We start from the raw sequence: 15,121 nt of genomic DNA on the forward strand, positions 1-15,121 counted from the left end.
TTCCTGCTGTCGCGGCAGCGTGGCAAGGCGCGCCATCGCACTGTCCCAGTCGAAGTCTAACGGTGCGTCGACAATCATAAACAGGCGGTTGCCGAGGATGTAAATCTCCATTTCCAATATGCCTACGGCCTTTATTCCTTCCTTAATCTCGTCCCAGAAGTGCTCTTTGTCGTGGGCCTCGCGATAGCGGCGGATAAGCTCCGCGTCGTCTTTCAGTTCCATTGTCTGACAGTAACGCTTTACAGGCACGCCGAATTCTTTTGTCTTATAGCCTTCCATAGTTATATTTTTAATTCATAATTAATAATTCACAATTCATAATTGGGTTGGTTAATTGTCCCCAAAAATTATGTATTAATTAATAATTGGGCTAATTTTCTTAATTCTTAATTTTTAATTTTTAATTATTACTTCCTATCCTCCCCTTCTGCCTCTTTGAATACGTCTTTGATGATTTGGCTTGCAAGGGTGAAGCCGAATATGCCGGTTATGTGGAGCATTGAGCCGTTGGCGCGCGCCTCGTCTGACGTGCCCTGGTTAGGCAGAAGCTCGTCGCTGTAGACGCATCTGAACTTGCGTGCAGGCTTGTCGCCCTGACGTTTGAACTCCTGACGCAGCTTGCGGGCAAGCGGACAGCCCTCCACTTTCCAGAATTCTGTAACCTTGATGCGCGACGGGTCGAGCTTGCGCGCTGCCCCCATCGACGACAGCAGGGTGGCCTTTGAGCGGCATGCCGTGCGTATCAGCAGCATCTTGTCGGCTATGCTGTCTATCGCGTCGACAACATAGTCGTAGTCGTTTAGATTAAATTCTGCCGCCGTATCGGCACTGAACGCCATAAAACGCGCGTCAACCTCAGCCTCGGGACTGATGTCGAGCAGTCTGTCGCGCAGCACTTCCACCTTCGGCTTGCCCACGGTCGACGTGGTGGCCATGAGCTGCCGGTTGATATTCGACGGGCACACGCGGTCGGGGTCTACAATGGTTATATGTCTTACGCCCGAGCGCACCAGTGCCTCAACGCACCAGCTGCCTACGCCGCCCACGCCAAACACTATGACGCGCGTTGCGCACAGCCTCTCAGTGGCATCGTCGCCGAGCAGCAGTCGGGTTCTTGATAAATCGCTGTTCATAAAATTCTATCACACGATTAATTCATAATTGGCTAATGCCGAACTTCGTTTCACAAATTATAATTCATAATTTGGCAGGTTCTACGCCCTCTTATTATTATGCATTAGACTTTAAGTCTCAATTAAAAGGACTATCTTCAGCTGTGTTTTCAGCTGCCAAGTCATGCTTTCTTAATCCTTAATTCTTACTTCTTAATTACCCAGTCTTTTCCTGCAATCTTCGAGAATGGCCATCAGTTCGTCAACTGTCGAGGCGCGGAGCATGGCTATACGCGTCTGACGGAAGTCGGGAATGCCCTTGAATATGGGCGTGGCGGCGAGATGACGGCGCGTGTGCAGTATGCCGCGATACTCGTCTATGCGCTCCACGTTGATACGCAACTGCTCCTCGAGGATGTCCAGCTTGCGGTTGAAGTCGAGTTCAGGATCAGGTTCCTTGCCGTTAAGATAGTCGCGAATCTCCTTGAAAATCCACGGATGACCGAACGTTGCGCGGCCTATCATCACCGCGTCTACGCCGTAACGCTCAAACGCCTGCCTGGCTTCTTCGGGCGTAGTGATGTCGCCGTTGCCTATTATGGGGATGTGTATGCGCGGATTACGCTTCACTTCGCCTATCAGAGTCCAGTCTGCCTGACCTGTGTACATCTGCGCCCTTGTGCGTCCGTGTATCGTCAGAGCCTGTATTCCGCAGTCCTGAAGCTGCTCGGCCAGCTCGGTTATTATGAGGTTGTCGCTGTTCCATCCGAGCCTTGTCTTCACCGTTACGGGCACTTTCACCGCCTTGACCACCTCGCGTGTTATGTCGAGCAGCAGCGGAATGTTCTGCAGCATGCCTGCTCCGGCGCCCTTGCCTGCCACCTTCTTGACAGGACAGCCGAAGTTGATGTCTATCAGGTCGGGGCCGGCCTCCTCAACAATCTTTGCCGCCTCCACCATCTGCGGCACGTCGCGGCCATAGATCTGGATGCCCACGGGCCTCTCGTCGTCGCTTATTGTGAGCTTGTTCATGGTGCTCTTAACCGAGCGCACCAGTGCTTCTGCGCTGACAAACTCGGTGTATACCATAGCCGCTCCGTAGCGTTTGCACAGCCGGCGGAATCCTATGTCGGTTACATCTTCCATCGGCGCCAGCAGCAAAGGCCGGTCGCCAAACTGTATGTTGCCTATTTTCATTGCGTGTAGGGTTGATGGTTTGGTCTTAAGTAGTTATCGCTCATGCTGTGAGCTAGTAGTTAAAGGAGTTATCGCCGGCTGTGCCGGCTAGGAGTTAAAGCCGAATGTCCTGCTGGTGTTTGTGGGACTTATGGGACATAATGGGACTTATGACGGGATAAGCCACAAGGCATTTGACTTTAACTACTAGCTCACCGCGTGAGCGATAACTACTTTAACTCCTTTAACTACCTGACGTTTTTTCTATTTTCAGTTATTAATTAAATGATAAACTCCTCCTGCCATGCACCTCACCATGCCTTTCATCTCGAGCGTGAACAGGGTGGCGGCGAGACGGCTGACGGGGATGCCGGAGGTCAGGGTCAGACTGTTTACCTGCTGGTCGTTCTCCTTCTGCAGGGCATCGGCCACGGCCTGCTCGTCGGCTGTAAGCTCGGGAAAGAGCGTGCGCTCTATACCGTTACGGCGAGCCTGCTCCAGACGGGCGTCGGTCTGCCATCCCATGGCGTTTATAAAGTCGGCGGCGCCGGATATAAGGCCCGCCTTGTTGTCGCGTATAAGGTTGTTGCAGCCTTCAGAATACATGTCGCCCGTACGGCCGGGAAAGGCAAACACGTCGCGGCTGTAGCTGTTGGCAATGCGCGCCGTTACAAGTCCGCCGCCGTGGGCGGCACTCTCTATCAGCACCGTGGCGTCGGACATGCCTGCCACGATGCGGTTGCGGCGCAGGAAATTGAGCTTGTCGGCGTTGGTGTTTGAGAAGAACTCGGTGAGCAGTCCGCCCTGGGTGAGCATCTTGTCGGCCGTGTCGCGGTGGCGTGGCGGATAGAGATAGTCTAATCCGTGAGCCAGTACGGCCACCGTGTCGAGTCCGTTTGCCAGTGCCTCGCGGTGCGCGCAGATGTCCACTCCGTATGCCAGTCCGCTTACAATGAGCACGTCTGGGCACATCGCAGACAGGTCTTTAACAAAGCTGTGTATGCAGTCCTGCCCGTAGGCGGTGCAGTGGCGTGTGCCGACGATGTTGATTACGCGCATGCGGTTGAGCCTTGCCGTGCCTTTATAGAACAGCACGAGCGGTGCGTCGATGCACTCCTTCAGCCGCTGCGGATAGTCTTCGCTGCCCATGCACAATATGCTTATGCCGTTACGCGCCGCAAACTCAATCTCGCTCTCTGCCCTCGCCTCTGCCTCAGCCGTGTCGGCCAGCGCCTCGGCAGTGCGGCGGTTGCAGTCGGGCATCAGGTCGCATATGTTGCGGCGGTTGTCCATTATGGCCGTAGCGCTGCCCGCCTTGCGCCACAATGCGGTTATCTCGGCAGAATTAAAATAGCTGATTCTGCTGAGCGTAAGCATGTTTAATATCTCTTGTTCGTGCATGGCGGGGATGGTTCTTGAGGATGGGAGGAACGGGATTTATGGGGCTTATGGGAGTGATGTGGGGGCTTTAGGCGCATGCGCCTGTGGCCGCTGCTGCCTAAAGCCAGCGGCTGAAAGCCTCGTCATACTCCTTGCTGTTGGCCAGTTTGCCGTTCACCAGACATACAAGGTCTATCACGCCCTTGAAGCATATCTTGTTGTCAGAGGCGCGGTAGATGTCCTGATAGAACACATATCGCAAGCCTTCCTTCTTGAGGTTGAGGCATGATATAAACTCGTCGTCGCATCTAAGCGGCGTCTTATACTGCAGGTTCATGCGGGCCACGACGGCGTCGACGCCCTTGCGGTGCATCTCGGCGAAGCTGAGTCCGCACTCTTTCAGAAAGAGGTGGCGCGTGTGCTCGGTGTAGTGCAGATAGTTTGCGTTGTTCACAATGCCTTCGATGTCGCACTCATAGTCGCGAACCATCATTCGTGTGGTGAATATATATTCCATAATGGATGCAAAGATAAGGCTTTTTCCGTATTATTTTCTGTTTTTTTGTGCTAAAAGATTTGTTTTGTCTTCGCGGCAGTTTCTTAGTCAGGTTTATGCCCTTGTTGTATGGGGCATGACGGGGCGTTTTCTGAAAGGTGGCCTTTTGACTTGCGAAAGGGCACCTTTTACACGATGAAATGGCACCTTTTGGAGCCTAAAACATGGCCTTTTAGGAAGCCGTTTGTATCATATTGATAATCAAGAGGTTACGAATGGCCGTAAAATCGGCATCTATCCGGCGTCTGATATGCCGCTTTATATGGCACGAATTGCGATAAAAAGGCACATTTCTGTTGTCCTGTCAGCGCTTTGTCTTCAGATATTCGTATCCTATGCGGCACCTAAGGCAGTCCTTCTTGTCGCAGTATTCCTTCTTCAGCTGTATCAGCGCCTGACTGTCTCCGGCGTTTTCGGCCTTCAGTCCGCACTGCTCCCACAGTCTTACTATATGGTTGTTTTCTGCCCGCAGCTCACTGAGCAGACTGAACGCGCGACTGCACAACGTGTCGTCGTGGCGGTGGCGGCCGTAGGCAAAGAGCATGGGCACGGCGGTGTTGATGATGAGCAGATTGAGCGACGGGTCGGAAATGCTCTTGCGGTTCTTAACGCTCGTGCTGCCAAAGGTGTAGTGAGTCTCCCAGTAAGGCGTAACCCTTGTGCGCAGCAGGTCTTTAAGCTGCTCGACGGATGTACACTCGGCAAGGCGGCTAAGGTCGCTTTGGCGCGAATGATAGAGCTGTGCCAGCTGCGATATGCGTATGTGAGGAAAGTTCTGGGGCCTCATCCTGAGAAACTTCCACATGCCGGCGTCGATGGGAGTAAGGCCAAACTTATGCGCCATATACTGATATTCCTTGCGCAGACGGTCGAAATAGCCCTCCTTGATGGCGTCGTCGCGGTAAGGTTCGGGTATGGTGTCATACTCAAGCAGACCTGCCTGTCCCATGAATATTGCCTCAATCTGGAACAGGTCGTCGCGGTGATGAGCCACGCTCTGCAGCGGAACGCTCATTGCCCACGCCTCGAAGGCGTCGCCGTTGACGCCGAATCCGTAGTTGCGCGCCATCGTTACGAAGAGCGCCGACTCCCACGAGCCGCCGCATCTGTCGGCTCTCTGCCTTATGGCGTCGGTCTTCTGCTCCAGCCGTTCGGCCTGCAGGCGGCTCATCCAGCTGTGAACCGTGAGCCGGCTTAGCTGCGGTATGATGGCGTAGCAGGGCGGATAATGGTCGGTGGTGATAAGTTCGTCATAGTTGCGGCTAACCTCCTGCGGCACGTCGAGCCTTATCTGCGCCACCTTGCGGCCGTCGGACGTTATGATGTCCTGCCCCGTTTCTGCCGCCACATGCAGCACAACGTTGTCGTAGGCCTTGTCTTTGTCGTGTCCGTGCGCATACCAGTCGGATGCCTTGTCGTGTATCTCGATGTTTCCTACCCACATAGTGCCGCCTATTCTGACCTTCGCGTTGAAGAAGTCGGGCCCCGCGTTGGCGTTTGGCAGACCTGCGTCTATCACCTCAACGCTCTCGCCCGTGGTGGTAAGGAGCGGCCTTACGGGAAACATCTTGTGCTTCCATACATAATGAAGAAGCTTTTCCATAAGCGTGTTTTTTATGCAGTTCTTAGTCGGTTGCAGGCCTTTGTGCGGCCTTTGCGCCCATTTCAGCGCAATACAAAGATACGAAAAAATCCCGTACAAGATGTTTCCTGTACGGGATTTTTTATCTTTAAGCGCCATAAGTCTGCGCCTTCAGCGGCACAGACCATTGTCGTGCGTCATTATTTCTTGATAACCTTAACGGTTGTTCCGTCAGCCTTCTTCAGGATGTTGAGACCCTTCTTCATGCCGTTCAGCTTGTTTCCGTTGATGTCGTACACAGCTTCAACGCCGCTGTTGGTTACAGGAGCGCTGATGCCTGCTGACTCATAACCGAACTTAACATTGATATCCATGTCCATAACACCTGGAATTGAATACAGAATATTGATGTCGGCTTTCAGCTTGTCGTCAGTCATATCAGCTATCATGTCAACGTCTACAGGTACGCCTTTAAGTGCCCAGTTAACCTCAGGATCGTCGCCGGCCTTGATAGTTACGGTCTGCTTGGTGCTGAGTTTAACAACTCCGTCTTCCTCAACGGCGTCAACGTCTGTCATTTCAACAGTACCTACAGCCATAACTCCTGTAAGCTCGAAGTTCTTCAGAGCAAGAGTGTATTTGCCGTTTGACTGCTTTGTAACTTCGATTGTAGCCTGCTGAGCCGGCATTGTGCTGCCCATAGCTGTAACAACGAGGTTGTCTGTATAGCTCTTAGTCTGGCTTTCGGGTGTTCCGAACACAGCAGAGATATTCATTCCGACAGCAGATATTGTCATTGTCATGTAGAGTTTGTCGCCATGCATGTAGCTGCCTTCGTTGACAGTAACCTCAGCTGTAACAGGGACTCCTATGTTTACTTTTACAGAAGCCTTTGTCTCTTCAAACCATGTGTATCCGCTTGGCTCCTCATCGTTGCCCTTTACGTTCTCAACCTTGATGTCGCCGAGGTTCAACGGGCCGAAAGAGAAGTTCTTCAGGGTGATGTTGTAGAGTCCGTCAGAGCCTTCTACTTCCTCAACAGATATTGTTGATTCAGATATTGTAGGTTCGCCGCTGCCCAGAGAGATTGAAAGCTGGTCGGTAAAATCCTTAGCTCCTGCTGTAAGAGTGAGTGCGAGGAGCGCAATAATAGTAAAAATTTTCTTCATCTTTTTCCTTGTTTTGTTATTATGTTACTTTATTTTATATGAAACACCTATTGTTCCGTAAATCGGGTAAAGCGTCTGTTCGATAGTATCGAAGTGCTTTCTGAATATTCCGGTGAATCCCCATGAGACGTCGGCAAAGGCTCCCCACTGCTTGTGGAAGTACCATTCGGCGCCGAGCATCATGCCAAGCTGCCATGAGCGCATGTCGTCGCTGAAGTCGTAAGTGCCGCGGCTGCCCTCGTCAGAGCCAAGCTCCACCTTTGCTCCGGTGGGGTCGCCGACACGCAGGTAGCCGTCGTAGGCATATCCGCGGAAGGAGTGCGACCTGACGTAAGACAGATAGGGACCGAGCTTCAGGTGCAGGTTGCTGTTAAGGGCGTAGGTTGCCTGCAGCGGAAGCGTGAGCATCCACATCTCCACCTCGGAAGCGTTGTGGCCGGTAAACTGGCCCTCGAGCCTCTGTCCTCCCCTCACGATGGCCATGTGATAGTTCTTGACGGTGGCGTCGATGTTCATTCCCTTGTTCTCAAGATGCAGTCCGGTGGTGAGTCCCCACTTGTCTGACAGGGGCTTGTATATGCCCAGTCCGAGCGAGAAGTTGGGCTCGAGCTTGTAGCTGTCGAGGCTTCTTATCGAGGCCGGCATGCCCATGGGGGCTGTGCCTCCCACGCTGTAGCCGAAGCGCAGGTTGTAAACAAGATTGTCGAATATGCCTGCTCCGAAGGCCGCAGAGGCCGTAAGGGCGGTCAGGACTAATGTGATAAACGTTTTCTTCATGACTATTCGGTTGTTTCTTCGCAGACCACTTCAACTTCGTCAACTATAAGCGTGCTGCCGATGGCTCCGCAGAACGCTGCTCCGTCGATGCTCGACGAGAACACCACGGCCAGGTTATAGCCTCTGTTGGCCAGTTCGGCGGGGTCTACTTCGCCGGTATATTCAAAATTGATGTCGAACGATGTCCATCCGTCTGTTGCCTTTACTTCGCCGAGCCTTGCTATAGCCACGATGTTGCTGTTGGTAAGCACGTCGTCGCCATACAGCATGACGGGCTTTCCGGCGCTGTCGTGATTACGGTAGAACACGGCATAGATGTCGCCCTGGTCGGTCTTTCCGGGTATTTCGTTTCCGTATTTGTCCATAAGCATGCTGCCCGGCGTATACATATAATGTCCGGTGAAGCGCAACGGCTTGCGGTCGAACGGCAGTCCGAAGTTGGTGGCCTTCAGCGTGTTTGTAAGTGCCTTGCTTACGTCGAAGTAGCCTATAAACAAGTTGCCTGCGGCTATGCGCATGTTGACCATGGCTCCCAGCGCTCCCGTGCTGCGTGTCTCGAGCTTAACGGCCGAGCCGTAGTATCCGTCGGCATATGGCGCCGTGGGGTATTCGTAGGCCTCGGCACTGCTCATGCTGATGTTGAATCCGGGGTTACCCGTAGCCCAGTTGCCCATCCATTCGCTGTCTTCATTGAGGTCGCTCCATTCATAATACTCGCCTCCGGCACCGCCCTTGATGATGCGGAAGTTCTCGAAGTCGTACTTTCCGACAGAGGCCTGTGTCTTGAAGGCCACCACGTATGTCCTGCTCCACTGCCCGTCCTGCGACGTAACCTTGTAAGTGACGGTCTTACCGTCGCTGAAGTCGTGCACCGAACCGCTGGCCGGCTCTATCGTGGCGCCTTCAGTGAGCTTGAATATCGGGGCCATGCTGCTCAGGTCGGCACCAACTTTAACGTTGAAAGTTATGTTGGTCTGCTCCGAGGGAACGTTTACCAGCGTGTCGCTGGGCGCGAAGAATATGTCTGAAGGATTGTCTGTGTGTACGTATGCCTGCTCGATGTCGCATTCAGCGTTGAGCGGCTCGTCCTTAAAGCAGGATGTCAACGAGCTGCATACGGCGATTGTCAGAAGTATATTGGTGAACTTCATTTATGATACGGGTATGATTTAATATCTTGCAAAGATATTCCAAAAATCAATGTACGCCAAATTATTTTAACAAAAATTACACCTTTTATACTAAACTTTTTGATTAAATAAAGTTTTATTCCATCTTTTGCGACAAATAGGACATTTGTCTATACATAAGGGCTGCACGTCTGATTTTATGCCGCCTGCGCTCAACCGGCAGACGGCTGTATGCGGGGCGATTTCTGAAAGGTATGCTTTTGCATTGTAAAAGGCCGTCTTTCAGACGACAAAAGGCCACCTTTTGCAAGCTAAAAGGTGGCCTTTTGGAAAGCGGAGTCAACACTCCATGTAAACTATTGTATATCAAGGTATTACGCAAACACGACAAACTGCGACGAGACCGGCTCAGATCAGACGAATGTAAGCGCCGTGAGCTTGTCCTTGCAGAACACCTCGGCAGCCACGGCCTGCAGCTCTTCGGCCGTCAGACGGTCTATCTGGCTCATCAGCGCCGTTACGTCTTTCTCCCAGCCATAGTGCAGGAAGCTCTTTGCGAAGTCGAGGGCGAAGCTTTCGCGGTTGTCGCACGCCACGCCTATCTGTCCCTTTATCTGCCTCTTGGCGGCTGCAAGCTGTGCTGCCGACATGGGTTTCTGCGCCATACGGTCGAGCTCGCGCATCACGAGGCGGCGGCATTTCTTCACGTCCTTAGGGTCGCAGCCGAAGTAGGCACACCACATTCCGGTGTCTGAATAGCTCACCATCGAGCTGTCTACGGTGTACACCAGTCCGTGCTTCTCCCTGAGGGCTATGTTCAGGCGGGCGTTCATGCCCGGTCCGCCAAGTATGTTGTTGAGCAGATACAGGGCCATGCGCCTGTTGTCGTGCACGCTGTAGGCACGGTTGCCTATCATCACATGGGCCTGATGAGTGTTCTTATGGCGGAGCAGTTCCTGCGGGTTATATTCGGGCAGGACGCCCTTTGGCACGCTGTCGACGAGCGGACTGCACGGCGGAAAGTCGGCCGTGGCCTTCTCGAGCAGCCTGACAAGACGGCTGAAACTGATGTCGCCATAGGCAAAGAACACGGCATTCTCGGGACGGTAGAAGCGGCGCGTGAAGCTCAGCGCGTTGTCCGTTGTATATTCGCGCAGGCGCTCCGCCCTGCCCAGGATGTTGTGTCCGAGCGGATGTCCGCTGAATATGGCGTTCTCAAACTCGTCATAAATCAGTTCGGCAGGCGAGTCGTTGTAACATTCAATCTCGTCGCATATCACCTCAATCTCCTTGTCAATCTCTGCCTGCGGATACGTGCTGTGGAACACCATGTCGGTAAGCAGGTCGACAGCCCTTGCGATGTGCTCCTTCAGCAGTGCCGCATAGAACACTGTGTCCTCCTTGTTGGTGAAGGCGTTGAGGTCGCCTCCCACCTTCTCCAGCCGGTTCAGTATCTGTATTGAGGTGCGCCTTGCGGTGCCCTTGAACGTGGTGTGCTCGCAGAAGTGGGCGATGCCCTCCTCTCCGGGCTGCTCGTCGCGCGTGCCGGCACATATGCCGTAGCCGCAATAAACCACGGGCGAGGCCGACGGCAGGTGGATAATCCTGAGGCCGTTGGCCAAAGTAGATGTATTATATTGCATTTGTATCTTTTATTAAAGCTCAAAATCCATTGTGCAAAAATACAACTTTTTAGTTTGTTATTTAATAAAAAATTCGGATATTTGCAGCTAATTATATCAACAGGGCGCACGCCGCGCACAGCGCCGCATGCCCGCACCGCAACAGCCGGAGGCCTCAGCCCGCAGGACCATCAGCCGCCGGCGGCACAGCAGCCTGCGGCAAGGCGGACGGCAGGAGGCGCACAGGCAGCAGCCCGAAAATGTCAAAACTAAAACAGATGAGGAAAGTTATAGGAATAGGTGAAACCGTGCTTGACATCATTTTCAAGAACGAACGTCCGGTGAGCGCCGTGCCGGGAGGCTCAGTCTACAACGGCATAATATCGCTCGGACGTGCCGGCGTGCCCGCAGCCTTTATCAGCGAGGTGGGCGACGACCGCATAGGACGGCGCACGGTCGACTTCCTTAAGGAAAACGGAGTTGACGCCTCTAACGTCAACATGTTCAAGGGCAGCAAGTCGCCCGTGTCGCTCGCGTTTCTCAACGACAACAACGACGCAGAATATATCTTCTATAAAGACCACCCGCACGACCGTCTCGACTATATATGTCCTGAGATCAACCGCGACGACATCGTCATGCTCGGCTCCTACTATGCCGTCAATCCCGTGATAAGGCCGCAGGTGGCAGCGCTCATGAACCATGCGCGCAGCAACGGGGCGATAATATATTACGACGTCAACTTCAGGTCGTCGCACGCCAACGAGGTGATGAAGCTCACGCCGAACATACTCGAGAACTTTGAATATGCCGACATCGTGCGCGGCAGCCACGACGACTTCAAGGTGATGTACAAGATGGAGACATCCGACAAAGTGTACAACTCGGAGATTTCTTTCTACTGCAAGAAGTTCATCTACACCAACGGCGCGCAGCCGGTAGAGCTTCATGCCGAGGGCGGATTCAGGAAGAGCTACCCCGTTACGGCCACCAGCACGGTGAGCACGATAGGCGCCGGCGACAACTTCAACGCCGGACTGGTGTACGGAATGATGCGCTACGGAGTGACGCGCGACGTCATCGACCGCGGACTCAGCGAGGACCTGTGGGACAAGGTGATTGAATGTGCCCAGAAGTTCTCGGCCAACTGCTGCAAGAGCATAGACAACTCTATCGACAAGGAGTTTGGCGAGGCCATGCGCGAGGAGGCCCTCAAGGGCGAATAACAGCCGCCGAACCGACACTGCACGGCATCATACAGGATATAAAATACGAAAAAGAACAAACCAAATAAATTTATTTGAATCATGATTGAGATTAAAGACAACATCTATTATGTAGGCGTCAACGACCGCAACAAGGAGCTTTTTGAGGGCCTGTGGCCGCTGCCCAACGGAGTTTCGTACAACTCTTACCTCATAAACGACGAGAAGGTGTGCCTCATCGACACTGTTGAGGTAGACTTCTTCATGCCATATATCAAGAACATCAAGGAGGTTATAGGTGACCGCAAGATTGACTATCTGGTGATAAACCACATGGAGCCCGACCACAGCGGTGCCATAGAACTGATAAGAAAATATTATCCTGAAATAAAAATCGTTGCCAACAAGAAGACATTCGGCATGATTGAAGGCTTCTACGGCATAACAACCAACGAAGTGGAGGTTAAGAACGGCAGCAAGCTGAGCCTCGGAAAGCATGAGCTTAACTTCGTCCTCACACCTATGGTTCACTGGCCCGAGACCATGGTTACGCTCGACACTACAAGCCATGTGCTGTTCTCGGGCGACGCGTTCGGCTGCTTCGGCGCGCTGAACGGCGGCATAATCGACTCAGAAATCAACTGCGACACGTTCTGGCTCGAGATGGTGCGCTACTATTCTAACATCGTCGGCAAGTACGGAGTACCCGTACAGAACGCTCTGAAGAAGCTTGCGGGAGTGCAGCTCGACTATATCTGCTCTACACACGGCCCCGTATGGCACGAGAACGTAAGCAAAGTGATCGGCATCTACGACCGTCTGAGCCGCTATGAGACCGAGGAAGGCATCGTGATATGCTACGGAACGATGTACGGCAACACCGAACGCATGGCCGAAGTGATAGCCCGCGCGGCGAGCCAGGCCGGCATCAAGAACATCGTTATGTACAACGTGTCGAAGACTCACCACTCTTACATACTGCGCGACATATTCCGCTACCGCGCACTCATCGTCGGCGCACCTACCTACAACGCAGGTCTTTACCACGAGATGGAGGTATTGCTGAGCGAGATAGCCAACAAGGACATCAAGAACCGCCACTATATCGGATGGTTCGGAAGCTATGCATGGGCCGGCAAGGCCGTTGAGCGCATACAGCACTGGAACGAAACCAAGCTGAAATTTGAGGCTGTGGGCACTCCGGTTGAGATGAAGCAGAGCCTGAAAGAAGACTCTTACGCACAGTGTGAGGCCCTGGGCCGCGCCATGGCTGAAAGGCTTAAACAAGACCGATAATGAAAAAGATAAAGCTGGGCCTGCTGCCAAGAGTTATCATAGCGATAGCTCTTGGCATAGCGCTGGGCAATGTGCTCAGCCTGCCGGTAGTAAGGGTGTTCGTCACCTTCAACGCTGTGTTCAGCCAGTTTCTCAACTTTGTCATTCCGCTGATAATCATCGGCCTGGTTACTCCTGCCATTGCCGACATCGGCAAGGGCGCGGGCAAGCTGCTGCTGGCCACGGTAGCCATAGCATACGCCGACACGGTGCTCACGGGAGTGCTGTCGTATGGCGTGGGAACAAGCCTGTTCCCGTCGATGATTTCGTCGGTTTCCGACTTCAGTTCCGTTGTGAAGCCGGAGGGAACTGCTCCTTACTTCGAGATAACCATACCGCCAATGGCCGACGTCATGAGCGCACTGGTGTTCTCGTTTCTCATGGGCCTGTGCATAGCCTACAGCAACACGCCCACTCTGAAAAATGCCTTCATGGAGCTGAAGGAGGTAATCACCAAGACCATAGCCGTGGCGGTGGTTCCGTTGTTGCCGCTCTTTATCTTCGGCATATTCCTTGATATGACGATGAAGGGCGACGCCATGCGCATCATGACGGTGTTCGCCAAGATTATAGTTGTAATATTCGCGCTCCACATCTTTGTACTTCTTTACCAGTATGTCATAGCGGGAGCCATCGTAAGGCGCAACCCCCTGAGGCTGCTCATCAACATGCTGCCTGCCTACTTCACCGCTCTCGGCACGTCGTCGTCGGCAGCCACAATACCGGTATCGCTGCGCCAGACGCTGAAGAACGGCGTGAGAAACGACATTGCGTCGTTCGTGGTGCCTCTGTGCGCCACAATCCACATGTCGGGCTCTACGCTGAAGATCACCGCCTGCGCGCTTACGCTGTGCATGCTTGAGGGCATACCCCACTCGCTGCCTGTGTTCATACACTTCATAATGATGCTCGGCATAGTGATGGTGGCAGCTCCGGGAGTGCCGGGAGGAAGCATCATGGCGGCGCTCGGACCGCTCGCCTCTATACTGGGGTTCAACACCGAGCAGCAGGCTCTGATGATTGCGCTCTACATTGCCATGGACAGCTTCGGCACGGCATGCAACGTTACAGGCGACGGAGCCATAGCGTTGGTTATCGACAAGATGTTCAAGCCGAACAGAAAGGTAGCCGCAACGGCTGCGGACAACGCACCGGCGGAATAACGGAATATATCTGAAAGAAAAACAAAAGGCATCTTTCCGCTTACGGAAAAATGCCTTTTTATTTATACCTGAACCGATATCGGAACGCCTGACGATACCCGTCTGAAATCGGCACGATACATACCGATTTGCAAAAGGCCACCTTTTAGCCTCCAAAAGGGCACATATTGCACGCTAAAAGGGCACCTTTTAGGAGCTAAAACATAGCCTTTCGGAAAGCCTCTGACTGTCAGCGTGTTAGCAATGCCTTCAGTTCGTCGATATTGTTGGCCGTCATGAGCGTCTTGTCGAAGCCGCTGCGTATCACGCCCTTGGCCTTAAGGTCGTCAAGCATGGCAAGAAGAGAGTTCCAGAAGCCCTTCATGTTGTAGAGTATCACGGGCTTGCTGTGATATCCGATAGACGCCGACGCAGCGATGGTGAATATCTCGTCGAGCGTTCCCACACCGCCCGGCAGCGCCACGGCTACGTCACACTGAGCCAGCATGAGGTCCTTGCGGTCGCTCAGGTTGTCGCACATCATCTTCACGTCAACATAGTCGGACACCTTTCCGCCCTTCTCTATAATCATCGGCACCACGCCTATCGTAGTGCCGCCTGCATCATGCACGGCCTTCGCCACACACTCCATAAGTCCCAGGTTGCATCCGCCGAACACCAGCGTATGCCCGTTTTCGGCCATCCATCGTCCCAGTTCTTCGGTCATTTTGAAGAAGTCGGGGTCGAGATTTGAATTTGCCGAACAAAATACTGCTATCTTCATTGTATTCAAATAATTATCCGTTTACAGCAGCGCAGCTGCCTTTCTTATCTCCGCCAGCCTCTTTGCCAGCTTCTTGTCCTCCCTTGCCACCTGCAGGTTATAGTCGCTCTGCATGCCCATAAGTATATATGCCGGAATGCCGCGAGCGGGC

At 53.2% G+C, this 15,121-nt stretch carries 15 protein-coding genes; 4 read left to right on the forward strand and 11 right to left on the reverse strand.

Annotated features, from left to right (window positions below):
- From QVO66_RS13455 to QVO66_RS13500, 10 genes are all read right to left on the reverse strand, one after another.
- On the reverse strand, positions 1-279 hold a 279-nt coding region (locus QVO66_RS13455; RefSeq protein WP_288172910.1), incomplete at its 3' end, for an L-rhamnose mutarotase.
- Positions 280-407: 128 nt separating this feature from the next.
- Positions 408-1,133, reverse strand: coding sequence for a tRNA threonylcarbamoyladenosine dehydratase (locus QVO66_RS13460; protein WP_021856026.1), 726 nt, complete (start codon positions 1,131-1,133; stop codon positions 408-410).
- A gap of 192 nt (positions 1,134-1,325) precedes the next feature.
- Complete coding sequence (gene dusB / locus QVO66_RS13465) at positions 1,326-2,309, reverse strand: tRNA dihydrouridine synthase DusB (protein ID WP_021856027.1); 984 nt, start codon at positions 2,307-2,309, stop codon at positions 1,326-1,328.
- Between the two features lie 249 nt (positions 2,310-2,558).
- Entirely contained in the window at positions 2,559-3,689 is a 1,131-nt protein-coding gene (dprA, locus tag QVO66_RS13470; protein WP_288172911.1) for a DNA-processing protein DprA, read from the reverse strand.
- A gap of 97 nt (positions 3,690-3,786) precedes the next feature.
- Positions 3,787-4,188 carry an acyl-CoA thioesterase gene (locus QVO66_RS13475; protein ID WP_053397802.1) on the reverse strand — a complete coding sequence of 134 codons (402 nt, stop codon included), beginning with the start codon at positions 4,186-4,188 and terminating at the stop codon, positions 3,787-3,789.
- A gap of 340 nt (positions 4,189-4,528) precedes the next feature.
- Entirely contained in the window at positions 4,529-5,827 is a 1,299-nt protein-coding gene (locus QVO66_RS13480) for a DUF2851 family protein (protein ID WP_021856030.1), read from the reverse strand.
- Between the two features lie 179 nt (positions 5,828-6,006).
- Complete coding sequence (locus QVO66_RS13485; RefSeq protein ID WP_021856031.1) at positions 6,007-6,975, reverse strand: calycin-like domain-containing protein; 969 nt, start codon at positions 6,973-6,975, stop codon at positions 6,007-6,009.
- Positions 6,976-6,999: 24 nt separating this feature from the next.
- The gene (locus tag QVO66_RS13490) at positions 7,000-7,752 is read right to left on the reverse strand and encodes a porin family protein (protein ID WP_021856032.1); all 753 of its coding nucleotides are present in this window, start codon (positions 7,750-7,752) and stop codon (positions 7,000-7,002) included.
- A gap of 2 nt (positions 7,753-7,754) precedes the next feature.
- Entirely contained in the window at positions 7,755-8,903 is a 1,149-nt protein-coding gene (locus tag QVO66_RS13495; RefSeq protein WP_021856033.1) for a PCMD domain-containing protein, read from the reverse strand.
- A 392-nt stretch (positions 8,904-9,295) separates the two neighbouring features.
- Positions 9,296-10,525 (reverse strand): M16 family metallopeptidase, encoded by a 1,230-nt coding sequence (locus QVO66_RS13500; RefSeq protein ID WP_021856034.1) that lies wholly within the window; start codon positions 10,523-10,525, stop codon positions 9,296-9,298.
- Positions 10,526-10,606: 81 nt separating this feature from the next.
- On the opposite strand from QVO66_RS13500, the gene QVO66_RS13505 reads away from it, so the two are divergent.
- The 4 genes from QVO66_RS13505 to QVO66_RS13520 all read left to right on the forward strand — a co-directional run bounded on the left by QVO66_RS13505 (position 10,607) and on the right by QVO66_RS13520 (position 14,207).
- Positions 10,607-10,777, forward strand: a complete 171-nt coding sequence (locus tag QVO66_RS13505) for a hypothetical protein (protein WP_288172912.1) — start codon at positions 10,607-10,609, stop codon at positions 10,775-10,777.
- Positions 10,778-10,782: 5 nt separating this feature from the next.
- Entirely contained in the window at positions 10,783-11,730 is a 948-nt protein-coding gene (locus tag QVO66_RS13510; RefSeq protein WP_021856035.1) for a carbohydrate kinase family protein, read from the forward strand.
- 81 nt (positions 11,731-11,811) lie between these two features.
- Positions 11,812-13,005 (forward strand): FprA family A-type flavoprotein, encoded by a 1,194-nt coding sequence (locus tag QVO66_RS13515; protein WP_021856036.1) that lies wholly within the window; start codon positions 11,812-11,814, stop codon positions 13,003-13,005.
- A complete protein-coding gene (locus tag QVO66_RS13520) occupies positions 13,005-14,207 on the forward strand; it encodes a dicarboxylate/amino acid:cation symporter (protein ID WP_021856037.1) in 1,203 nt (400 codons plus the stop codon). The genes QVO66_RS13515 and QVO66_RS13520 overlap by 1 nt, the downstream gene beginning before the upstream one ends.
- Positions 14,208-14,436: 229 nt before the next feature.
- Here QVO66_RS13520 and QVO66_RS13525 read toward each other — a convergent pair whose 3' ends face one another.
- On the reverse strand, positions 14,437-14,970 hold the full coding sequence (locus tag QVO66_RS13525; RefSeq protein ID WP_021856038.1) for a TIGR00730 family Rossman fold protein: 534 nt from the start codon (positions 14,968-14,970) through the stop codon (positions 14,437-14,439).
- Positions 14,971-15,121: the final 151 nt, after the last annotated feature.

The sequence above is a fragment of the Prevotella sp. CAG:255 genome (genome assembly GCF_000431195.1).
Lineage (GTDB): Bacteria > Bacteroidota > Bacteroidia > Bacteroidales > Bacteroidaceae > Prevotella > Prevotella rara.